General features: G+C 73.4%; 20 protein-coding genes. 7 read left to right on the top strand and 13 right to left on the bottom strand.

The features are described from left to right. Nucleotides 1-21 precede the first annotated feature (21 nt). Entirely contained in the window at nucleotides 22-1,005 is a 984-nt protein-coding gene (locus tag QWZ14_RS04450) for a Bug family tripartite tricarboxylate transporter substrate binding protein (protein WP_149536402.1), read from the bottom strand. Nucleotides 1,006-1,121: 116 nt separating this feature from the next. Here QWZ14_RS04450 and QWZ14_RS04445 point away from each other — a divergent pair, with 116 nt between their 5' ends. Further along, nucleotides 1,122-2,345 (top strand): CaiB/BaiF CoA transferase family protein, encoded by a 1,224-nt coding sequence (locus QWZ14_RS04445; protein WP_290315363.1) that lies wholly within the window; start codon nucleotides 1,122-1,124, stop codon nucleotides 2,343-2,345. Here the strand turns inward: QWZ14_RS04445 and QWZ14_RS04440 are convergent. The 11 genes from QWZ14_RS04440 to QWZ14_RS04390 are packed head-to-tail and all read right to left on the bottom strand — an operon-like array spanning nucleotide 2,311 to nucleotide 12,781. Beyond that, nucleotides 2,311-3,108 (bottom strand): enoyl-CoA hydratase/isomerase family protein, encoded by a 798-nt coding sequence (locus QWZ14_RS04440; RefSeq protein WP_211847668.1) that lies wholly within the window; start codon nucleotides 3,106-3,108, stop codon nucleotides 2,311-2,313. The two genes, QWZ14_RS04445 and QWZ14_RS04440, sit on opposite strands and share 35 nt — an antisense overlap. A 4-nt stretch (nucleotides 3,109-3,112) precedes the next feature. Next, nucleotides 3,113-4,006 (bottom strand): SDR family oxidoreductase, encoded by an 894-nt coding sequence (locus QWZ14_RS04435; protein ID WP_290315361.1) that lies wholly within the window; start codon nucleotides 4,004-4,006, stop codon nucleotides 3,113-3,115. A gap of 11 nt (nucleotides 4,007-4,017) precedes the next feature. Continuing rightward, nucleotides 4,018-4,995: a Bug family tripartite tricarboxylate transporter substrate binding protein gene (locus QWZ14_RS04430; RefSeq protein WP_290315360.1), complete on the bottom strand. Its 978-nt coding sequence runs from the start codon at nucleotides 4,993-4,995 to the stop codon at nucleotides 4,018-4,020. Further along, nucleotides 4,992-5,849, bottom strand: a complete 858-nt coding sequence (locus QWZ14_RS04425; protein WP_290315359.1) for an IclR family transcriptional regulator — start codon at nucleotides 5,847-5,849, stop codon at nucleotides 4,992-4,994. The genes QWZ14_RS04430 and QWZ14_RS04425 overlap by 4 nt, the downstream gene beginning before the upstream one ends. Nucleotides 5,850-5,854: 5 nt before the next feature. Beyond that, nucleotides 5,855-6,838 (bottom strand): Bug family tripartite tricarboxylate transporter substrate binding protein, encoded by a 984-nt coding sequence (locus QWZ14_RS04420; RefSeq protein WP_290315358.1) that lies wholly within the window; start codon nucleotides 6,836-6,838, stop codon nucleotides 5,855-5,857. A 32-nt stretch (nucleotides 6,839-6,870) separates the two neighbouring features. Next, a complete protein-coding gene (locus QWZ14_RS04415) occupies nucleotides 6,871-7,878 on the bottom strand; it encodes a Bug family tripartite tricarboxylate transporter substrate binding protein (protein WP_211847673.1) in 1,008 nt (335 codons plus the stop codon). Continuing rightward, nucleotides 7,878-8,894 carry a Bug family tripartite tricarboxylate transporter substrate binding protein gene (locus QWZ14_RS04410; RefSeq protein ID WP_290315357.1) on the bottom strand — a complete coding sequence of 339 codons (1,017 nt, stop codon included), beginning with the start codon at nucleotides 8,892-8,894 and terminating at the stop codon, nucleotides 7,878-7,880. Before QWZ14_RS04410 ends, QWZ14_RS04415 begins: the two co-directional genes overlap by 1 nt. After that, on the bottom strand, nucleotides 8,894-9,871 hold the full coding sequence (locus QWZ14_RS04405; protein ID WP_290315356.1) for a Bug family tripartite tricarboxylate transporter substrate binding protein: 978 nt from the start codon (nucleotides 9,869-9,871) through the stop codon (nucleotides 8,894-8,896). Before QWZ14_RS04405 ends, QWZ14_RS04410 begins: the two co-directional genes overlap by 1 nt. A 50-nt stretch (nucleotides 9,872-9,921) precedes the next feature. Beyond that, nucleotides 9,922-11,130, bottom strand: coding sequence for a CaiB/BaiF CoA transferase family protein (locus tag QWZ14_RS04400; RefSeq protein ID WP_211847676.1), 1,209 nt, complete (start codon nucleotides 11,128-11,130; stop codon nucleotides 9,922-9,924). Continuing rightward, complete coding sequence (locus tag QWZ14_RS04395; protein WP_290315355.1) at nucleotides 11,127-11,624, bottom strand: MaoC family dehydratase; 498 nt, start codon at nucleotides 11,622-11,624, stop codon at nucleotides 11,127-11,129. Before QWZ14_RS04395 ends, QWZ14_RS04400 begins: the two co-directional genes overlap by 4 nt. Nucleotides 11,625-11,629: 5 nt before the next feature. Beyond that, the gene (locus QWZ14_RS04390; RefSeq protein ID WP_290315354.1) at nucleotides 11,630-12,781 is read right to left on the bottom strand and encodes an acyl-CoA dehydrogenase family protein; all 1,152 of its coding nucleotides are present in this window, start codon (nucleotides 12,779-12,781) and stop codon (nucleotides 11,630-11,632) included. Nucleotides 12,782-12,998: 217 nt separating this feature from the next. Between QWZ14_RS04390 and QWZ14_RS04385 the strand changes: the two genes are divergently transcribed. Together QWZ14_RS04385 and QWZ14_RS04380 are read left to right on the top strand one after the other, a co-directional pair. Further along, entirely contained in the window at nucleotides 12,999-14,150 is a 1,152-nt protein-coding gene (locus QWZ14_RS04385; RefSeq protein WP_290315353.1) for a CaiB/BaiF CoA transferase family protein, read from the top strand. Between the two features lie 97 nt (nucleotides 14,151-14,247). Then, entirely contained in the window at nucleotides 14,248-15,198 is a 951-nt protein-coding gene (locus QWZ14_RS04380; protein ID WP_290315352.1) for an alpha/beta hydrolase, read from the top strand. Nucleotides 15,199-15,239: 41 nt separating this feature from the next. On the opposite strand, the gene QWZ14_RS04375 is transcribed toward QWZ14_RS04380, so the two are convergent. Beyond that, nucleotides 15,240-16,181 carry a LysR family transcriptional regulator gene (locus tag QWZ14_RS04375; RefSeq protein ID WP_290315351.1) on the bottom strand — a complete coding sequence of 314 codons (942 nt, stop codon included), beginning with the start codon at nucleotides 16,179-16,181 and terminating at the stop codon, nucleotides 15,240-15,242. Nucleotides 16,182-16,430: 249 nt separating this feature from the next. On the opposite strand from QWZ14_RS04375, the gene QWZ14_RS04370 reads away from it, so the two are divergent. From QWZ14_RS04370 to QWZ14_RS04355, 4 genes are all read left to right on the top strand, one after another. After that, nucleotides 16,431-17,603: an acyl-CoA dehydrogenase family protein gene (locus QWZ14_RS04370; RefSeq protein WP_099096071.1), complete on the top strand. Its 1,173-nt coding sequence runs from the start codon at nucleotides 16,431-16,433 to the stop codon at nucleotides 17,601-17,603. Beyond that, nucleotides 17,603-18,379: an enoyl-CoA hydratase/isomerase family protein gene (locus QWZ14_RS04365; RefSeq protein ID WP_290315350.1), complete on the top strand. Its 777-nt coding sequence runs from the start codon at nucleotides 17,603-17,605 to the stop codon at nucleotides 18,377-18,379. The genes QWZ14_RS04370 and QWZ14_RS04365 overlap by 1 nt, the downstream gene beginning before the upstream one ends. Further along, the gene (locus QWZ14_RS04360; RefSeq protein WP_290315349.1) at nucleotides 18,380-19,567 is read left to right on the top strand and encodes a CaiB/BaiF CoA transferase family protein; all 1,188 of its coding nucleotides are present in this window, start codon (nucleotides 18,380-18,382) and stop codon (nucleotides 19,565-19,567) included. Further along, nucleotides 19,564-19,905, top strand: a 342-nt coding sequence (locus QWZ14_RS04355) for a Bug family tripartite tricarboxylate transporter substrate binding protein (RefSeq protein ID WP_290315348.1), incomplete at its 3' end; no start/stop codon positions are given. The genes QWZ14_RS04360 and QWZ14_RS04355, both read left to right, overlap by 4 nt.

Here is a 19,905-nt window from a genome sequence, read left to right as displayed (position 1 = left end):
CGGCAAGGGGCGCGGCGGCGGCTATTCCGGGCGGATGTCGGCGCGGCGGATCAGCTCCGCCCAGCGCTCGCGCTCGCGCTGCATGTAGGCGCCGGCCTGCTCCGGGCTCAGCTCCGTGCGCGGCTCGGCGCCGAGGGAGAGGTAGTAGCGGCCCGCCTCCTCGGTCCGCGCCACCCGCGCGGTCTCGGCGTGCAGCCTGGCGACGATCTCGCCGGGCATGCCGGCGGGGCCGACCAGCGCGATCCAGGAGAACACCTCATAGCCGGGCACGCCGGCCTCGGCGATGGTCGGCACCTCGGGCAGCACCGCGCTGCGCGCGGTGCCGGTGACGCCGAGGGCGCGCAGCCGCCCGGCACGGATCGCCTCCACCGCCGGCGGCAGGTTGCTGAACATCATCTCGACATGGCCGCCTATCACGTCCGACAGCGCCGGACCGGTGCCGCGATAGGGCACATGAGTCATCTGCACCCCGGCGGTCACGTTGAACATCTCGCCCGAGAGATGCTGCGACTGCCCGATCCCCGCCGAGGCGAAGCGCAGCGCGCCGGGCCGCGCCTTGGCCAGCGCCACCAGCTCGGCGACGTTGCGCGCCGGCACCGCGGGGTTGACCACCAGCACGTTCGGATAGACGGCGACCAGCGAGACCGGCGCGAGGTCGCGCGCGGCGTCGTAGGGCAGGCGCGGATAGAGGCCGGGATTGATGCCCAGCGGGCCGATATTGCCCATCAGCAGCGTGTGTCCGTCCGGCGCCGCGCGCGCCACATGCTCGGTGCCGACGATGCCGCCCGCGCCCGGCCTGTGGTCCATCACGAAGGGCTGCCCCCAGGCCTGCTGCATCGCGTCGCCGACCAGCCGCACGAAGCCGTCGGTCAGCCCCCCGGGCGCCGAGGGAATGACCACGCGCACCGCGCGCGCGGGATAGGCGGCGGCCGTCTGCGCGAGGCCGGCGCGCGCCGCGGCAAGGCCGGGCATGGACAGCAGGATCGCGCGTCGCGACGGGTGCATGGCAGGTTTCCTCTCCGCATTGGCTGGCGCGTCGCGCGCCGCGCCTGCACACTACGGAAGCCGGCGCGCGTGCGTCCAGCGTCGCCGCCGGCCTGCATCAGGGGAAGGAAGACTCCATGGCCGTTGCGGCGCTCGACGGTATTCGCGTGCTCGATCTCTCCTCGGTCCTGATGGGGCCTGTCGCCGCGCAGATCCTCGGCGACATGGGCGCCGACGTGATCAAGGTCGAGCCGCCCGAAGGCGATTCCGTGCGCGGCATCGGGCCGATGCGGAATCCCGGCATGGGGCCGCTCTTCCTCAACGCCAACCGCAACAAGCGCAGCCTCGTGCTCGACCTCAAGCGCGCGGAAGGCCGGGCCGCGCTGCTGCGTCTCGCCGGGCGCGCCGACGTGCTGATCACCAACATCCGCCCCGCGGCGATGGCGCGGCTCGGCCTCGGCGCCGAGGCGGTGCGCGCGGCCAATCCGCGCCTCATCTACGTCGCCGCCGTCGGCTTCGGCCAGGACGGCCCCTATGCCGCGCGCCCGGCCTTCGACGACCTGATCCAGGGCATCGCCTCGGTCCCCTCGCTGATCGCCCTGGCGGGGGACGGCGTGCCGCGCTACATCCCGCTCGCCATCATGGACCGCCATGTCGGCGCCACCGTCGCCAATGCAGCGCTCGGCGCCCTGGTGCATCGCGGCCGCACCGGCGAAGGCCAGGCGATCGAGGTGCCGATGTTCGAAACCGTCACCCAGCTCGTGCTCGGCGACCACATGGGCGGTCTCGCCTATGACCCGCCGGTCGGCCACCCGGGCTATCCGCGTTCCCTCGCGCCCGAGCGCCACCCCTACGCGACGACCGACGGCTATGTCTGCGCCATGGTCTATACCGACCGCCACTGGCGCAGCTTCTTCGAACTGGTCGGCCGGCCCGAGGTGATGGAGCGCGACCCGCGCTTCGCCAGCCTGACCAGCCGCACCATCCATGCGCGCGAGATCCACGCCATGCTCGAGGAGGAGCTGCGCCACCGCAGCACCGCCGACTGGCTGGCCGCCTTCGAGCGCGCCGACATCCCGGCGACGCCGCTCAACACGCTCGAGACGCTGCTCGATGATCCGCACCTCGCGCAGGTCGGCATGTTCCGCTGGACCGACCACCCGAGCGAGGGGCGCGTCCGCGCCATGCGCCCGCCCGCCGCCAACTGGAGCGCGACGCCGCCGGCGATCCGCCGCCACGCGCCGCGGCTCGGCGAGCACAGCGCGGAGCTGCTCGCCGAGCTCGGCTACGCCGAGGAGGAGATCGCCGCCCTCGCCGAGGCCGGCGTCACCCGCCTCGCGGCGCCTGCCGGCGCGCCTTGAAGGCGCGCACCCGCTCGGCGAAGTCGGGCATGTCCTCGAGCACCGCCATGTGCGAGGACACCATGTCGAGATGCGCGCGCAGGTCCATCCGCATCCCCTGCTGCACCGCGCGCTTGGTGAAGCGGATGGCGGCGGCGGGCTGGCGGGCGATGCGCGCGGCGAGCGCGCGCGCCTCTGCCAGCGCCTGCCCGTCGGCCACGGCGCGGTTGACGAGGCCGATGCGCTCCGCCTCCTCGGCGGCGATGGCATCGCCGGTCCACAGCAGTTCCAGCGCCTTCGGCACGCCGACCAGGCGCGGCAGGAACCAGCTGCCGCCATCGCCCGGCATCAGCCCCATGGCGATGTAGCTCTCGGCCAGCAGCACGCCGCGGTCGGCGATCCTGATGTCGCACATCAGCGCCATGTCGAGCCCGGCGCCGCGCGCCGTGCCGTTGAGCGCGGCGATCACCGGGCGGTCGATGCGCTCGAGGGTCAGCGCGATCGGGTGGACGCTGTCCCACAGGAAGCCCTTGCGATCCTCGGAGGAGGCATCGAGGAAGGATTCCAGCTCGTCCATCTCGCCGCCGGCGCAGAAGGCGCGGCCGGCCCCGGTCACCACCAGGGCGCGGATGGCGCCGTCGCGCTCGACGCGGTCGAGGCATTCGCGCCAGCGCAGCAGCATCGGCCGGTTGAAGGCGTTGAAGCGGTCCGGGCGGTTGAGGGTGAGCGTCGCCACCCCGCTCTCCGCATCCAGATCGAACAGTATCGGGTCCTTGTCGTCCACGCTCTCACTCCTTCGGCGCCGGGGCGGCGCCCTGCGGGATCCTGAAATAGTCGGGCCGGCCGATCGGCCAGGGGTCGCCCCAGAGCTGCTGCCCGCCATCCACCGTGACCACCTCGCCGGTGACGAACTTGCCCGATGGCGCGGCGAGGTAGCAGCACGCCTCGGCGATGTCCTGCGCGTCGCCGGCGCGCAGCATCGGGTTGGATTCGTAGAAGCTCGCCGCCCCTTCCGGCGGATAGAGGTTGAAGGCGGAGGTCTCGACGCAGCCCGGCGCGACGCAGTTCACCCGGATGCGGTGCGGCGCCCATTCCACCGCGACGCTCTTCGAGACATAGACCACGCCCGCGCGCGCCGCGCAGGTATGGGCGATGCCGGGCATGCCGCGCCAGATGTCGGCGACGATGTTGACGATGGCGCCGGGCCGCCTGGCGGCCACCCAGGCGCGCGCGGCCGCCTGCATCATGTACCAGGTGCCGTTGAGGTTGGTGTCGATGACCGCGTTCCAGCCCTTGACCGTGTAGTCGAGCGCGGCCTGCGGGAACTGCCCGCCGGCGTTGTTCACCAGCAGGTCGAGCCCGCCCGCCTCGGCCCAGACGCGTTCGATCAGCGCCTGCACCTGCGCGGGGTCGCGGATGCTCATCGGCACCGCGATCACCTCGGCGCCGAGGCCGCGCAGCAGTCCCGCCGCCGCCTCCAGCCGCTCCGGATTGCGCCCGCAGATCGCCAGCCGCGCACCGAGCCGCGCGAACAGCGTCGCGACCGCCTTGCCGAGCCCGCTGCCGGCGCCGGAGACCAGCACCGTCTGCCCGGCGAACAGCCCCGGCCGAAAGACCGTCGGCTGCGCCAGCAGCTCCGCGTCGTCGAAACCATAACGCTTCGGTGTGGCGGAACTCTCCATGCCCATGCTCCTCATTCGACCCTGGCGCCCGAGATGCGGACCATCTCCTGCCAGCGCGGCAATTCGCTCTGGATGAAGGCGCGCGTTTCCTCCGGCGTGCTGGCGCGCCAGCGCGCCCCCACCTCGATCGCCCGGCGCGCCATCTCGGGGCCCGCCGTCAGCTCGCGCACCAGCTCGGCCAGGCGCGCGACGATGCGCGGCGGCGTGCCGGCCGGGAAGCTCCAAGTGCTCCAGGGCATGACCACGAAATCCGCGACGCCGGCCTCGGCCATGGTCGGCACCTCGGGCAGGGTGGGCCAGCGCTGGTCGGCGGTGATGGCGAGCGCGCGCACCTTGCCCTCCTGGATCACCGGCATGTAGGAGGCGAGCCCGTCGATGGCGAAGTGGATGTCGCCCGAGAGCGTCGCCGGGATGGTCTGGGCGGCGCCGCGGAAGGGCACATGGGTGGCCTCGATCCCGTTGCGCGCGGCGAACAGCGCCCCCGACAGGTGGATCGTCGTGCCGACCCCCGAGGAGCCGTAGGAAATGCCGCCGGGCCGCGCCTTCGCCCAGGCGACGAAGGAGGCGATGTCGCGCGCCGACACATGCTGCGCCGGCACCACGGCGACGTTGGGGAAATCCCACACCAGGCTCGCCGGGATCAGGTCGCGGTCCGGGTCGAAAGGCAGCCGGGCATAGAGGAAGCGGTTGATGGCGTAGATGCTGATCGGCAGCATCGCGATGGTGTGCCCGTCCGGCGCCGAGCGCGCGAGCGCCTCGGCGCTGATGTTGCCGCCCCCCCCGGGCCGGTTCTCCACCACCCAGATCTGCCCGGTGCGCGCCTGCATCCGTTCGGCGAGGATGCGCGTGAGCACGTCCACCGAGCCGCCCGGCGGGAAGCCGACGATGACGCGCACGGTGCGCGATGGCCATTCCCTGCCCTGGGCACGCAGGCCGGGCGCGGCGAGGCTGCCCGCGGCGACGAGCAGCACGCTGCGGCGATGGGTCATGACGCTCCTACTCCCTTGGCTTGGTTTGCCGGCTTGCGCCGGTGAGGCATGAGGGTGGCGGGCGGGCCGGCGCCGCGCTCCGAGGCGCGCGCCGCCGCCTCGCGCAGCAGCGCGGTCAGCCGCGGCATCTCGTGCTCGAAGCGGTCGGCCGGGGCGCCGACCAGCAGCGCGCGCGAGACCCCGCCATCGGCGTCGAAGACGGGCGCGGCGCAGCCGGCCGCCCCGCGCACGGTCTCGCCCACGGTCACGCTGATGCCGTCCCGCCGCGTCTGCGCGAGAATGCGCCGCAGCGCCGCCCGGTCGGTCACGGTCAGCGGCGTCAGCGCGCGCAGCGGCGTCGTTTCGAGGTATTGCTCGCGGAACGCCTCGTCCTGGAAGGCGAGCAGCAGGCGGCCCGCCGCCGAGCAGTACAGCGGCCGCGTCGAGCCGGGCGGCACCACGTAGCGGACCGGCTGGCGGCTGTCGATGCATTCGGCATACACGACGAGCCCGGCCTCGCGGTCGATAGTGGTAAGGATCACCGTCTCGCCGCTGCGCTCGGCAAGCCATTCCATCGCGGCGCGGAGCTGCTCGGGGAGCCGCCTCGCCGCCAGCATCGCCGCGGCGAGGCGGAAGGCCTCCGGCCCCAGCCGGTAGCGCCCCGCGCCATGAAGCAGGAAGCCGTCCTCGGCGAGGGGGCGCAGCAGCGCGAGCAGGCTGCTTTTCGGGCTGCCGAGCGCGGCGCTGAGTTCCGCCAGCGGCAGCCCTTCCGGCGCCGCCGCGACGGCGGCGAAGATGCCGAGCGTGCGGCCGAGCGCGCGCGGCGGCCCCGCCTCCTCGGCGGCTTCGCGACCGTGGCGGGGCGCGGCGGGCACCTTGCCTATTCGATCCGCAGCCCGGTGGCGCGGATGATGGGTTCCCACTTGGCGCGCTCGCTGCGGATGAACTCGGCCGTGCGCGCCGGCGTGCTGTCCAGCACCGGCTCGACCGAGACGCTGCGGAGGAAGGCCTGGAACTCGGGCTCCGCCGCCACCTTGGCGGTGGCCTCGGCGAGCTTGGCGATCACCGGCGCGGGCATGCCCGCGGGCGCGAGCAGGGCATTGTAGGTGTTGGCGAGCATGTTGGGCACGCCCTGCTCGATCGCGGTCGGCACGTCCGGCACGGCGGCCGAGCGCTGCCCGGCGAAGGCGGCGAGGATTCGCAGCCGTCCGGCGCGGTGGTGCTCGAGCGTGGTGGCGAAGGTCTCGACCACCAGCGGCACATGCCCGGCGATGGCGTCCTGCACCGCCGGGCCGCCGCCGCGGTAATGCACCAGGTTGGCGCGCAGCCCGCCCGCCTGGTGCAGCAGCAGCTCGGCGGCGAAATGCGCGATGCCGCCATTGCCGGAGGTGGCAAGCGCGATCTCCCCCCGCGACGCGCGGATCTTGTCCAGCGCCTCGGGCAGGTTGGCCGCGAAGGCAGGATGGGCGGCGATCACCATCGGCACCACGCCGACCAGCGCCACCGCCGCGTAGTCGGCCACCGGGTCGAAGCCCGGCCGCACCGCGAGGCTGGCATAGATCGCGTGGCTCGAGGATGTGGCGAGCATCAGCGTGTAGCCGTCCGGCCGCGCGCGCGCCGCCTCGACCGAGGCGATCGCGCCGCTGGCGCCGGAGCGGTTCTCCACCACCACCGGCTGGCCGAGCACCGCGCCGAGCCGGTCGGCGAAGCGCCGGCCGACGATGTCGGTCGGCCCGCCGGCGGCGAAGCCGATCAGCAGGCGGATGGGCCGGTCGGGATAGACGCCCTGCGCCCGGGCCGGGGCGGGCAATCCGCCCGCGGCGCCGATGGCAAGGGGCAATCCCAGCACGTTGCGGCGGTTCATCACGTTGCTCCCTGGTCCTTTGTTGCGCCGCGTCACTCGATCCGCAGGCCGAGCGCACGAATGACCGGCGTCCACTTGTCGTATTCGGCGCGGATGAACTCCATGGTCGCGGCCGGCGCCGGATCCGGCACGGGCTCCGCCGAAAGGCCGCGCAGAAAGGCGCGGAATTCGTCGGTTTGCGTCACCGCGCGCATCGCGCCGTTGAGCCGCGCCAGCACATCCGCCGGCGTGCCGGCGGGGGCGAGGAAGGCGGCATAGGTGTTGGCGACCGCGCCCGGCACGCCGGCCTCGATGGCGGTCGGCACCTCCGGCGCCATCGCCGAGCGCCGTTCGGACATCACGCACAGGATCCGCAGCCGCCCGTCGCGATGATGGGCGAGCATGGGGGCGAAGGTGTCCACCACCACCGGCACATGGCCGGCGATGCAGTCCTGCACCGCCGGACCGGCGCCGCGATAGGGGATGTGCTCCATCCGCAGCCCGCCCGCCTCGCGCAGCAGGAGTTCCATGCCGAGTTGCATGACGCTGCCCGCCCCGCCGGTGCCATAGGCGTAGCGGCCCGGCGCGGCGCGCACCATCCCCAGCAGCGCGGCCAGGCTGTCCGCCGGCACGGAAGGGTGCACGGCGATCACGGTGGGGGAGACGGTGATGACGCCAATGCCGGCGAAATCCGCCACCGGGTCATAGGGCGGCCGCGCCACCAGCTGCGGATAGACCGCATGGGCCGAGGAGGCGGTGACCAGCAGCGTGTAGCCGTCGGGCCGCGCCCGCGCCACATCGGCCCCGGCGACGGTGCCGCTGGCGCCGGGGCGGTTCTCTACCACCACCGGCTGGCCGAGCGCGGCGCCGAGCCCCTCGGCGAGCCGCCGCGCATAGAGGTCGGTCGGCCCGCCGGCGGCATAGCCCACCACCACGCGGATCGGCCGCTCGGGGAAGGCGGCGGCCCGCGCGCCCCCGAAGGGCACGGCGCCGGCCGCCAGCGCCGCGAGGCGCAGCACGCCGCGCCGCCCCGCCCCGGCGCCCGACGCCGTGCCCGCCATCATTCGATCCTCAGCCCGGTGGCGCGGATCACCGGGGTCCAGCGGCGGAAATCATTGTGCAGGTAGGTCGTCACCTCGGCCGCCGTCATCGGCCCGCCCGCCGCCGCGCCGTAATTGGCCAGGAAGGCGCGATAGGAACCCGAGGCGGTGACGCGGCGGATCGCGGCGTTCAAGGTCTCGATCGCCGGGGCGGGCGTGGCCGCCGGGGCGACGACGGCGTTGTAGACATCGGCGATGGCGTCGGGCACGCCGCTCTCGATCGCCGTCGGCACATCGGGCGCCGCGGCGGCACGTTCCTGCGCCAGCACGCACAGCATCCGCACGGTGCCGCTGCGATGCTGCTCGACCATGGTGGCGAAGGCATCCACCATGAGCGGGATGCGCCCCGCGAGGAGGTCCTGCGCCACCAGCGCCGCGCCGCGATAGGGCACATGCACCAGCTGCAGCCCGCCCGCCTTCTGCAGGAACAGCTCCATGCCGAGCTGCGTCACCGTCCCCGCGCCCGCTGAGCCGTAGGTCAGGCCGCCCGGATTGGCCCGCGCCTGCGCGATCAGCTCGCGCACGTCGCCGCCGGTGAAGCCCGGGCCGGCGACGACCGTCACCGGCGTGTTGGCGACCATGGCGACGGGCGCCAGGTCCTTGAGCGGATCGTAGCTCGGCCGCGCCGCCACCTGCGGGTGGATGGCGAAGCCCGAGGGGTTGATGAACATCAGCGTGTGGCCGTCGGGCCGCGCCCGCGCCACCTCGCTCACCGCCACCGAGCTGCCGGCGCCGGGCCGGTTCTCGATCACCACCGGCTGGCCGAGCTCGGCGCCCAGGCGCTCGGCCAGGCCGCGGGCGAAGATGTCGGTCTGCCCACCGGGCGTGAAGCCCACCAGCAGGCGGACCGGCCGCTCGGGGAAGCCCGCGGCCCGCCCTTCGGCCAGCGGCAGCGCGGCGGCGGCAAGCGCCGTGGCGCCGCCGCCAAGCAGCCGGCGCCGGGCGAGCGGAACGCGCGGTCTCGTCGTGTCGGTCATCATTCGATCCTCAACCCAGACGCCTGCACGATCGGGGTCCATTTGGCGTATTCGCTGCGGATGTAGGTGGCGGTGCGTTCCGGCGTCATCCCGCTCACCGGCTCGGCGGAGATGGCGCGCAGGAAGGCGCGGAACTCGTCGTTCTCGGTCGCCTGCCGGGTGGCGAGGCTGAGCGCGGCGACGGTCGCCTCCATCATGCCCGCCGGGCCGAGCAGCGCGTTGTAGGTGTTGGCCACTGCGCCGGGGACGCCGTGCTCGGCCGGGGCCGGCACGTCGGGCGCGACGGTGGAGCGCTGCTCGGCGAGCACGGCGAGAATGCGCAGCCGCCCCGCCCGGTGGTGCTCGATCATCGGCGCGAAGGTGTCCACCACCAGGGGGATGTGGCCCGCGACGCAATCCTGCACCGCCGGCCCGGCGCCGCGATAGGGCACATGCACCAGTTGCAGCCCGCCGGCCTGGCGCATGAAGAGTTCCATGCCGAAATGCGTGATGGTGCCAGCCCCGCCCGAGCCGAAGCTGAAGGCGCCGGGCCGGGCACGCACCAGGTCCATCATCTCCGGCAGGCTGCGGGCCGGGAAGGAGGGATGCGCGGCGAACACCACCGGCGCGATGGTGACGAGGCCGATGGGGCTGAAGTCCCCGAGCGCGTCATAGCCCGGCCGCACCGCGATCTGCGGGAAGATCGCATGCGCGGAGGGCGTGGTGAGCAGCAGCGTGTAGCCATCGGGCCGCGACCGCGCGACCTCGATCGCGCCGACCGATCCGCTGGCGCCGGAGCGGTTCTCGACCACCACGGGCTGGCCAAGCACCGCGCCGAGCTTCTCGGCGAAGCGCCGGCCGACGATATCCGTTGGCCCGCCGGGCGCGAAGCCCACCACCAGCCGCAGCGGGCGGTCCGGGAAGCGTTCCTGCGCGCGCGCCCCACTCGCCGCTCCGGCAAGTGCGAGCACGTTGGCCATCAAACCGCGTCGCCGCATGTGTCCCTCCTCCCTGTTGGCGTGCCCGTTCCGCCGTGGCGGCGGGCGCTTCATTGGCCGGCGGCGGCTATCCCTCCGGCGAGTTCGATGATCTCGGCCTCCGCCAGGTCGGCCTCGCGCAGAACCTCCTCGGTGTGCTCGCCGAGACGCGGCGGCAGGCGCCGCACCGCGCCCGGGGCCTCGGAGAACTCGACCGGCACCGCGGTGACCAGCATCCGCCCTTCCGAGGGATGCTCGACGCGCCGGAAGAAGCCGGTCTCGGCCAGGTAGTCGTCCTCCAGCATGTCGGCGAGGCCGAGCACCGGCCCGTTCGGCACGTCCGCGGCATCGAGCCGCGCCTGCCATTCGGCGGTGCTGCGCGTGCGCATCACCTCCTCGACGATGGCATAGAGCGCGCCGATGTTGACCGCGCGCTGCGCGAGGCGGGCGAAGCGCGGATCCCCGGCCAGGTCGGGCCGGCCGAGCGCGCCCAGCAGCCGCTGCCACTGGTCGTCGGAATTGGCCATCAGGCACAGATGCCCGTCGCTGGTCGGGAACGGACGGCGATAGGGCGTGAACATGCGCCCGTAGCCGAGGCCGAGCGAGGGATCATCGAGCACCCCGCCCCAGAGATGCTCGGCCAGGTTGAAGGAGAGCATGGTCTCGAGCATCGGCACATGCACCTCCTGGCCGCGCCCGGTGCGCTCGCGCCGGTACAGCGCCATGGCGACGGCGGAGGCGAGGACATGGCCGCAGAACTTGTCGGCGATGGCGCTCGGCACGTAGCGCGGCTCGCCGCCGTCGCGCATGGCGTTCAGTGCGGCGAGGCCGCTCATGCCCTGGATCACGTCGTCGAAGGCCGGGCGGTCGCGATAGCGCCCGTCCTTGCGGAAGCCGGTGGCGCTGGCATGGATCAGGCGCGGGTTGCGCGGCGCCAGCGCGGCATACGACAAGCCGAGCCGCTCCGCGGCGCCGAGGCGCATGTTGTGCACCAGCACGTCCGCGCCCTCGATCAGCCGCAGCAGCGCGCGGCGCGACGCCTCGCGCTTGAGGTCAAGCACAACGCTGCGCTTGTTGCGGTTGATGTTGAGGAACATCACCGCCATGTCGGGCCCGCGTGTCGGGCCGACCTGGCGCATGGTGTCGCCCTGCGGCGGCTCCACCTTGATCACGTCGGCGCCCATGTCGCCGAGGATCTGCGTCGCCACCGGGCCGAGCACCGCGGTCGTCAGGTCGATCACCCTGACGCCGGCGAGCGGCCCGCCAGCCGCCTCGCTCACGCCTCGGGCCCGCCGGCGCTGCGGCACTTGACCATGCGCAGCGGCGTATAGGTCAGCACCACCGTGCCGTCCTGCTTGACGACGCGGTTGCGCGTGCGGACCAGGCCGCGGCCGGGCCGGCTCTGCGACAGCCGCGCCTCGATCACCTCGACCTCGACATGGATGGTGTCGCCGGCGAAGAGCGGGTTCTCGATCTTCAGATCCATGCCGAGGAAGGCGAAGCCGGTGTGCTGCATGGTCGCCTGCACCAGCAGCCCCTCGGCGAAGGTGTAGCCGAGCGCGCCCGGGGCGACGCGGCCCTTGATGTCGCTCTCCTTCTCGAGGAAGTCGAGGTTCATGAACAGCACCTCGGCCATGCCGGTGCAGTTGATGAAGTTGACGATGTCCGCCTCGGTCACCGTGCGGCCGATGGTGCGGAAGCGCCGCCCCATGGCCAGGTCCTCGTAGTAGAGGCCGAGACCCACATAGGGCAGCCCGCCCGTTTCCTTCGCCATGCCGGTCACTCCGCCTTGCCGATCAGGTTGCGCGCCACGATGTTGCGCTGGATCTGGTTGGTTCCCTCGATGATCTGCACCACCTTCGCGTCGCGGAAGTAGCGGTTGATCGGGAACTCGCTCGAGATGCCGGAGGCGCCGAAGATCTGCACCGCGTCGGTCGCCACCTTCATCGCCATGTCGCTGGCGAAGCACTTGGCAGAGGCGGCGAGGCTCGCCATCTCGGCGCCGGCCTTGCCGGCATCCACCGCCGCCGCGGCGGCGTAGGTCAGTTGCCGCGCCGCCTCGATCTGGATCGCCATGTCGGCGATCATCCAGCGGATGCCCTGGTAGTTCGCTACCGTCTCGCCGAAGGCGCGGCGGCCGCGGGCGAACTCGATCGCGTGGTCCATCGCCCCCTGCGCCAGGCCGACCGCCCGCGCGGCGACGATCGGGCGCGACTTGTTCAGCGCCTCCATCACCGAGCGGAAGCCGCCCGCCCCGCCGCCGAGCAGGTTCTCCTTCGGCAGCCGCACGTCGTCGAAGAACAGCGCCGAGGAGGGCACGCCGCGGGCGCCCATCTTCTCCTCCTTGCGGCCGATCCGGAAGCCGGGGCGGTCGCGCTCGACGATGAAGAAGTTCACCTCGCCCGGGCCGTCGCCGCGTTCGAGCCGCGCGCCGACCAGCACGAAATCCGACACCGCGGCGTTGGTGCACCAGATCTTGCCGCCATTGAGCACGAAGCCGTCGCCATCGGGCCGCGCGCGGGTGCGGATGCCGGCGACGTCGGAGCCCGATTGCGGCTCGGTCAGCGAGAAGGCGGCGCGCAGCTGGCCCGAGGCGAGGCCGGGCAGCAGCCGCGCCTTCTGCTCGGGCGTGCCGCCGGCGAGGATGGTGCCGAGCGGCACCCACTGCACCACCAGCAGGTAACCGGTATTGTAGCAGACCCGGCCCAGCTCCTCGACCGCGAGGCAGCCGGACAGGGTGCTGCCCGAGCCGCCATATTCGGCCGGGAAGGGCAGGGTGAACAGGCCGAGTTCGCGCAGCAGATCGAACATGTCCTGCGGGTATTCGCCGCTGGCGTCGATCTCGGCGGCGCGCGGCGCCACCTTCTCGCGCGCCACCCGGCGCACCAGGTCACGGACCTGGATCTGCTCCTCGGTCAGGGCAAAGGACACGCCCGTTTCCTCCTCGGTTGTTCCCGGCTGCGGAATTGCCCCGCGCGGGTGCGCCTTGGTCCGGCGCTTTGTTCTGCATGCTGAACGCCGTTCGGGCAGGCTGTCAACACGGCGGCTTGACGGCGCGCCCGCCGCCGTGTCGGCTGTTCCCGAACGGCGTTCGGAAAAATCCGGCTCCCGGCCGGCGGACGCCGCGGCAAGCGCGAGGAGGAAACAGATGGGGCCGTTGGCCGGTTTGAAGGTGGTGGAACTCGCGGGCATCGGCCCCGGACCGATGGCGGCGATGCTGCTCGCCGACATGGGCGCGACGGTGCTTCGCATCGACCGGCCGGACCCGCCCGAGCTCGGCATGAGCCGGCCGCTGAAATACAATCTCACCCTGCGCGGGCGCCGCACCCTCGCCCTCGACCTCAAGCAGCCCGCCGCGCGCGAACTGGCGCTGCGGCTGGTGGCCGGGGCGGATGCGCTGATCGAGGGCTTCCGCCCCGGCGTCGCCGAACGCCTCGGCCTCGGCCCCGATGACTGCCTTGCGCGCAATCCGCGCCTCGCCTATGGGCGCATGACCGGCTGGGGGCAGGACGGGCCGCTCGCCCCGGCCGCCGGGCACGATCTCAACTACATCGCGCTGACCGGGGCGCTGCACCATATCGGCCGCCAGGGCCAGCCGCCGACGCCGCCGCTCAACCTCGTCGGCGATTATGGCGGCGGCGCGCTCTACCTCGCCTTCGGCATCGTCTGCGCGGTGCTCGAGGCGCGCGGCTCGGGCTGCGGCCAGGTGGTGGATGCGGCGATCGTGGACGGCGTGGCGCATCTGATGACCGGCATGTTCGGCCTGTTCGGCGCCGGGCTGCTGCCCGAGGGCCGCGGCGAGGGCGTGATCGACGGCGGCGCCCCCTATTACGACTGCTACGAATGCGCCGATGGGCGCTATGTCTCGGTGGCGCCGATCGAAGGCCGCTTCTTCCAGGAATTGCTGCGCCGGATCGGCATCGACCCGGCCGATTTCCCCAAGCAGTCCGACCGCGCCCGCTGGCCCGAGGCGAAGCGCCGCCTGGCCGAGCTGTTCCGCCAGCGCCCGCGCGATGCCTGGTGCGAGTTGCTGGAAGGCACCGATTCCTGCTTCGCCCCGGTGCTGACCCCGGCCGAGGCGCTGCGCCACAAGCACATGGCCGCGCGGCGCACCTTCGTCGAGTTCGACGGCGTGGCGCAGCCCGCCCCGGCGCCGCGCTTCAGCCGCACCGTGCCGGAGCTGAGCCTGCCGCCGCAGCCCGCCGACCCCGCCGGGGCCGAGGCGGCGCTGGCCGGCTGGCTGCCGGAGGCCGAGATCGCCGCGCTGCGCGCCGCCGGCACGCTGGGGCAGGCCGGCTGAATCCAGGCGGCGGGGCCGGCGCGCCGGTGCCCGCCGCCGCCGCCAGGGCAGCGGTCCCGGCGGCGGCATCGCATCAATCCACCGAGGGAGCGCCCGCATGACCAGCCTGCATCCCAGCGCCCGCCGGGTGCTCGACCTGATCCGCGACTCCGGCCGGCCGCCCTTCGAGGCGATGACGCCCGCCGAGGCGCGCGTGGCCTATGCCGCCGCGCGGCAGGTGCTGCAGCCCGAGCCGCCGGCGGTCGCCGAATGGCGCGACCTGTCCTGCCCCGGCCCCGGCCCCGGCGGGGCGGTGCGGCTGCGGCTTTATCGGGGCCTTGGCGCCGGCGCCGGGCCGCAGCCTTGCCTGCTGTTCCTGCATGGCGGCGGCTGGGTGGTCGGCGACCTCGACAGCCATGACCAGCTCTGCCGCGAACTGGCGAACCGGCTGGCCGCGGTGGTGGTCGCGGTGGATTACCGCCTCGCCCCCGAACATCCCTTCCCGGCGGCGGCCGAGGACGCCGCCGCTGCGCTGCGCTTCGTCGCCGGGCAGGCCGGGGCGCTTGGCATCGACGCGGCGCGCATCGCGGTGGGCGGCGACAGCGCCGGCGGCAACATCGCCGCCGCGCTGTGCCTGATGGCGCGCGACGGCCAGGCGCCGATGCCGATGTTCCAGATGCTGTTCTACCCGGTCACCGACCTCGCGGCGGAATCGCCGGCCTATGGCCGCTTCATCGAGGGCTATGTGCTGAACGCCGCCTCGATGCGCTGGTTCATCGGCCATTATGTGCCGGACCCGGCGGCGCGGGCCGATTGGCGCGCCTCGCCCGCGCGGGCGGGCAGCCTCTCTGGCCTGCCGCCGGCCTTCGTGATGACCGCCGGCCACGACCCGCTGAGCGACGAAGGCATCGCCTATGCCCGGCGGCTCGAGGCCGAGGGCGTGCCGGTCAGCCACCTGCACGTCTCCGACCAGATCCACGGCTTCCTCACCCTGGGCAAGGCGATCCCGGCTTCCGCCGTGACGCTCGGCCAGGCGGCGGCGGCGTTGCGCCTGGCCTGGGAGGGGTGACGGCGCGGCGCGCGCGGGGCCATCCCCGGCACCGCCCGGCGTCAGGGACCGGCTGAGGCCGCCGGCGCCCGCGCGCCCAGCCACAGCCCGCTGGCCAGCATCTCGCGCGCGCAGTCGCGCAGCAGGCCGGCGGCCGCGACCGCCGCCGGCGACGGTTCCCGCCCGCGCGGCATGACCAGCAGCCGGGTGATGGCGAGCGCGCCGAGCGGCACCGCGCGCAGCCGCCCCTCCAGGATCTCGGCGCGCACCATCGAGGCGACATCGACCATCGGCCCGAGCCCGGCGAGCACGAGCCGCTTGGCGATGGCGACGGTATCCGCCTCGGCCGCCACCTCGATGCCGAGCGCCTCCTGGCCCAGCGCGTCGCGCAGCGCGCGGCGCACCCAGCTGTCGGGCCGGCCGGCCAGCACCAGCGGCACGCCCGCCAGCGCGCGCAGCGGCACCGCCGCCCCCTCGAAGCGGCGGTCCGCGGCGGCGCAGATCAGGCACAGCGGCTCGGCGAGCAGCGGCTCCGCCGCCAGCCGCGCCGAGGCGCCGGGCCCGTTCAGCATGGCGGCGTCGATCGCCCCTTCCTCGAGCTGCTTCTCAAGATCGTGCACGAAGCCGATGGCGAGCCGCAGCCGGATCTCGGGGAACTGCCGCGCGGCGCGGGTGGCGAAGGCGGCGCCGATGATGTCCGACACGCCGGGCGAAAGGCCGATCGTCACCGCCCCGCGCGGCCGGTCGGCCTGGCCGCGCGCGTCGCGGCGCATCGCATCCGCCTCCCCCAGCAGCCGCTCGGCGCGGTCGAGCAGCGCGAGCCCTTCGGCGGTCAGCACCGCCCCGCGCGGCCGGCGGTCGAACAGCCGCACGCCGAGTTCCGCCTCGAGCTGCTGGATCTGCCGGCTGACCGCGGGCTGGGCGATCCGCAGCGCGCGCGCGGCCTGGCCGAAATGCCGTTCCCGCGCGACGGCGGCGAAATAGCGGAGCTGGCGCAGTTCCACGCGCTTCCACCCTCCCTGGCCGTCTCGATGCCGCTGCGGCATCGGCGCCTTGCCGCTAAAGTGTTAGACGCGCCCCCGCCCCGGCACAACACTTCCTCCCGTTGAACAAGAAGGCCCGGCCGGCGCGGCCGAGGAGACGGAGGAAGCGTCAGGCGCACCCGGCAAAGACGGGGGCGCCATCGCATCGCGGCATGGCCGCCTCCGCATCCACGCACCGCGTCCGGTCCGGCATCCGGAGGTGATGAGGACGTGAGCAACGGCGCCTGGGCCCTGCCCGAGGAATTGAAGATGCTGCGCGATACCGCGCGGCGCTTCATGCAGAACGACGTCAAGCCGGCCGAGGACCGCGCGCCGCACGACGCCTGCGAACTGCCCGTGGCGGATCTGGCCCCGCTGCAGAAGAAGGCCCGCGACCTTGGCCTGTGGTGCTACCGCACGCCGACCGAGTATGGCGGCGCCGGGCTCGACCTGCTCGGCCAGGCGGTGATCGCCGAGGAGGCGTCGAAGTGCCGCATGGGCGCCTATATCCCGGCCTGCGGCGCCTTCGGGGCCGATCCGCCCAATGCCATCTGGCTCGGCAACCGCGACCAGATCGAGCGCTTCGGCATCCCCGCCGTCGAGCGCGGCCAGAAGGTCTTCGTCGCCATCAGCGAGCCCTCGGGCGGCGCCGACCCGGCGCGCGGCATCCGCACCCGCGCCGAGCGGCGCGGCGACCGCTACGTGCTCAACGGCAGCAAGATGTGGATCTCGGGCGCGGGCAGCGCCGACTGGGGCCTGCTCTTCGCCCGCACCGGCGCGCAGGGGGAGCGCGGCGGCATCACCTGCTTCATCATCGACGGCAACCCCAAGGGCCTGACCAAGCGGCGGATCGGCGTGATCCGCGCCTGGTCGCCCTATGAGCTGCACCTCGAGGATGTCGAGGTGCCGGTCGAGAACCGCCTCGGCGAGGAAGGCCAGGGCTTCCAGCTGTGCGAGAAATGGCTGGTCGAGGGCCGCGTGCCCTATGCCGCCGCCTGCGTCGGCATCGCCCAGGCGGCGCTCGAGCTCGCCATGGACTGGGCCCGGCAGCGCGAGGCCTTCGGCTCGAAGCTGGCCGACAAGCAGGCGATCCAGTGGATGATCGCCGACAGCGAGATGGAGCTGCGCGCCGCCCGCCTGCTGGTCTGGCAGGCGGCCTGGACCGCGGCGCTCGGCGGCGACCTCAAGACCGACGCCTCGGTCGCCAAGGTGGTGGCGACCGAGACGGCGGGGCGGGTGGTGGACCGCTGCGTGCAGATCTTCGGCGGCCTCGGCGTCGCGCAGGAGATGCCGCTCGAACGCTGGTACCGCGAGATGCGGATCAAGCGCATCGGCGAGGGTCCCTCGGAGGTGCACCGCATGGTGCTCGCCCGCACCCTGCTCGGCGGGAAGGGGCGCCGCTGATGTCCATCGACCTCGACATCGATGCCGAGGGCATCGCCACCATCACCATCAACCGGCCGGAGCGGCGCAACGCGCTCGATGCGGCGCATTACGCCGGGCTGACCGATGCCTGGATCCGCGTGCGCGACGACCCCGCGGTGCGCTGCGCGATCGTCACCGGCGCGGGGGACAAGTCCTTCTCGGCCGGCGCCGACATCAAGGACTTCATCGGCCGCCGGCAGGAGCTGTCGGACCACTGGCTGACGCAGAAGGGGCAGCTGCTCAATCGCGGCCTCGAGGTGTGGAAGCCGGTGATCGCCGCGGTCAACGGCTTCTGCGTGGGCGGCGGCATGACCCTGCTGCTGGCCACCGACATCCGCATCGCCGTCCCGCACGCCACCTTCGGCCTGAGCGAGGTCAAGCGCGGCGTCATCGCCGGCAATGGCGGCACCCAGCGGGTGATGCGGCAGCTGCCCCATGCGATCGCGATGGAGATGCTGCTGACCGGCGACGCCATCGACGCGGCGCGGGCGGAACGCTGGGGCCTGGTCAATGCCGTGGTCCCGCCCGAGGAGCTGATGCCCGCCGCGCGCGCCTTCGCCCGCCGCATCGCCGCGAATGCCCCGCTCGCGGTGCAGGCGGCAAAGGAGCTGGGGCTGCGCTCGCGCGACATGCCGCTCGCCGACGGGCTGCGGCTGGAGCAGATGGTCAGCCGCATCCTGCAGGGCAGCGAGGACGTGAAGGAAGGCCGCGCCGCCTTCGCCGAGAAGCGGCCGCCGCGCTTCGAGGGACGCTGAATGTCGGCAGGACCGCTCACCGGCATCACCGTTCTCGATCTGACGCAGATCTACAACGGCCCCTATGCCACCTTCCTGATGGCGATGGCCGGGGCCGAAGTGATCAAGATCGAGCCCCCCGGCGGCGAGCAGCTGCGCCGCCGGCACGGCGATGGCGGGGCCACGCTGCCCTTCGCCATGCTCAATTCGGGCAAGCGCTGCGTCGTGCTCGACCTCAAGGCCGGGGAGGACCGCGCGGCGCTGCTGGGGATGGCCGCCGAGGCCGACGTGCTGGTGGAGAACTACCGCCCCGGGGTGATGGACCGGCTCGGCCTGTCGCGCGAGGTGCTGCGCGGGGTCAATCCGCGGCTGATCTGCGCCAGCGGCTCGGGCTATGGCGGCAGCGGCCCCTATCGCGACTACCCGGCGATGGACCTGGTGGTGCAGGCGATGAGCGGGGTGATGAGCATCACCGGCGAGGCCGGCGGCCCGCCGCTCAAGGCCGGGCCGGCGCTGTGCGACTTCTTCGCCGGCATCCACCTCTACGGCGCCATCGTCACCGCGCTTTTCGAGCGCGAGCGCGGCGGGCCGGCCCGCGCGGTGGAGGTGGCGATGCTGGAGGCGGTCTATCCCTCGCTGACCTCCAACCTCGCCCTGCTGGCGGAGAAGGGCAGCAGCTTCCCCGGCCGCACCGGCAACCGCCATGGCGGGCTGTCGGTCTGTCCCTACAACGTCTATCCGGCGGCGGACGGCCATGTCGCCATCATCTGCAACCATGACGGCCATTGGCGCGCCGCCGCGCGCTATTTCGGCCATGCCGAGCTGATCGACGACCCGCGCTTCCTGCGGATGGCCGACCGGGTGGCGAACATGGACCTGCTCGACGGCATGGTCGCCTCCTGGACGGCCGCGATGCCGAAGGAGGAGATCTTCCAGGGCCTCGCGGCGGCCGGCGTGCCCTGCGCGCCGGTGCGCGAACTGGCCGAGGTGGTGGCCGATGGCCACCTGCATGAACGCCGCGCGCTGCTCGACATCGAGCATCCGCAGTTCGGCCCGATGACCGTGCCGACCAGCGCGCTATGCTTCGAGGGCATCGAGCGCGGCCTGCGCTGGCCGAGCCGCCCGCTCGGCGCCGACCAGCAGCTTGTGCCGCGGGCCGTCGGCCCGGCGGCGACCGCGGTGCCCGCCGAGGGAGGAGGAAGCCGATGATCCGATTGGCGCGACGGTCCCTGCCCGCCCTGGCCGCCGGCCTGGCGGCCCCGGCACGGGCGCAGGCGGCCTTCCCGAGCCGGCCGGTGGTGATGATCGCCCCGGCCGCGCCGGGCGGGCCGACCGATGTCGCCGGCCGGGTGCTGGTGCAATACATGCCCGCGCTGATCGGCCAGCCCGTGGTGCTCGAGAACCGCAGCGGCGCCGCCGGGCAGATCGGCATGCGCCATGTCGCGACCGCGCCGCCGGACGGGCACACGCTTGTGATCGGCAACACCGGCTCGGTCGGCATCAACCCGTCCTACTACCGCGATCCCGGCTATGACATCGCGCGCGAC

Origin of the sequence: Paeniroseomonas aquatica, from assembly GCF_030409335.1 — a bacterium.
In the GTDB taxonomy this organism is placed as follows: Bacteria; Pseudomonadota; Alphaproteobacteria; order Acetobacterales; family Acetobacteraceae; genus Belnapia; species Belnapia aquatica.
Note: the sequence above shows the minus strand (reverse complement) of the source record. Positions and strands in the feature narration are given on the sequence as shown.

Coding starts and splice junctions, on each gene's coding strand:
- QWZ14_RS04380 (WP_290315352.1), top strand. CDS start 14,248: ATGACCAGCCTGCATCCCAGCGCCCGCCGGGTGCTCGACCTGATCCGC.
- QWZ14_RS04415 (WP_211847673.1), bottom strand. CDS start 7,878: ATGGCGGGCACGGCGTCGGGCGCCGGGGCGGGGCGGCGCGGCGTGCTG.
- QWZ14_RS04360 (WP_290315349.1), top strand. CDS start 18,380: ATGTCGGCAGGACCGCTCACCGGCATCACCGTTCTCGATCTGACGCAG.
- QWZ14_RS04450 (WP_149536402.1), bottom strand. CDS start 1,005: ATGCACCCGTCGCGACGCGCGATCCTGCTGTCCATGCCCGGCCTTGCC.
- QWZ14_RS04410 (WP_290315357.1), bottom strand. CDS start 8,894: ATGACCGACACGACGAGACCGCGCGTTCCGCTCGCCCGGCGCCGGCTG.
- QWZ14_RS04435 (WP_290315361.1), bottom strand. CDS start 4,006: ATGGAGAGTTCCGCCACACCGAAGCGTTATGGTTTCGACGACGCGGAG.
- QWZ14_RS04445 (WP_290315363.1), top strand. CDS start 1,122: ATGGCCGTTGCGGCGCTCGACGGTATTCGCGTGCTCGATCTCTCCTCG.
- QWZ14_RS04420 (WP_290315358.1), bottom strand. CDS start 6,838: ATGAACCGCCGCAACGTGCTGGGATTGCCCCTTGCCATCGGCGCCGCG.
- QWZ14_RS04405 (WP_290315356.1), bottom strand. CDS start 9,871: ATGCGGCGACGCGGTTTGATGGCCAACGTGCTCGCACTTGCCGGAGCG.
- QWZ14_RS04395 (WP_290315355.1), bottom strand. CDS start 11,624: ATGGCGAAGGAAACGGGCGGGCTGCCCTATGTGGGTCTCGGCCTCTAC.
- QWZ14_RS04385 (WP_290315353.1), top strand. CDS start 12,999: ATGGGGCCGTTGGCCGGTTTGAAGGTGGTGGAACTCGCGGGCATCGGC.
- QWZ14_RS04430 (WP_290315360.1), bottom strand. CDS start 4,995: ATGACCCATCGCCGCAGCGTGCTGCTCGTCGCCGCGGGCAGCCTCGCC.
- QWZ14_RS04365 (WP_290315350.1), top strand. CDS start 17,603: ATGTCCATCGACCTCGACATCGATGCCGAGGGCATCGCCACCATCACC.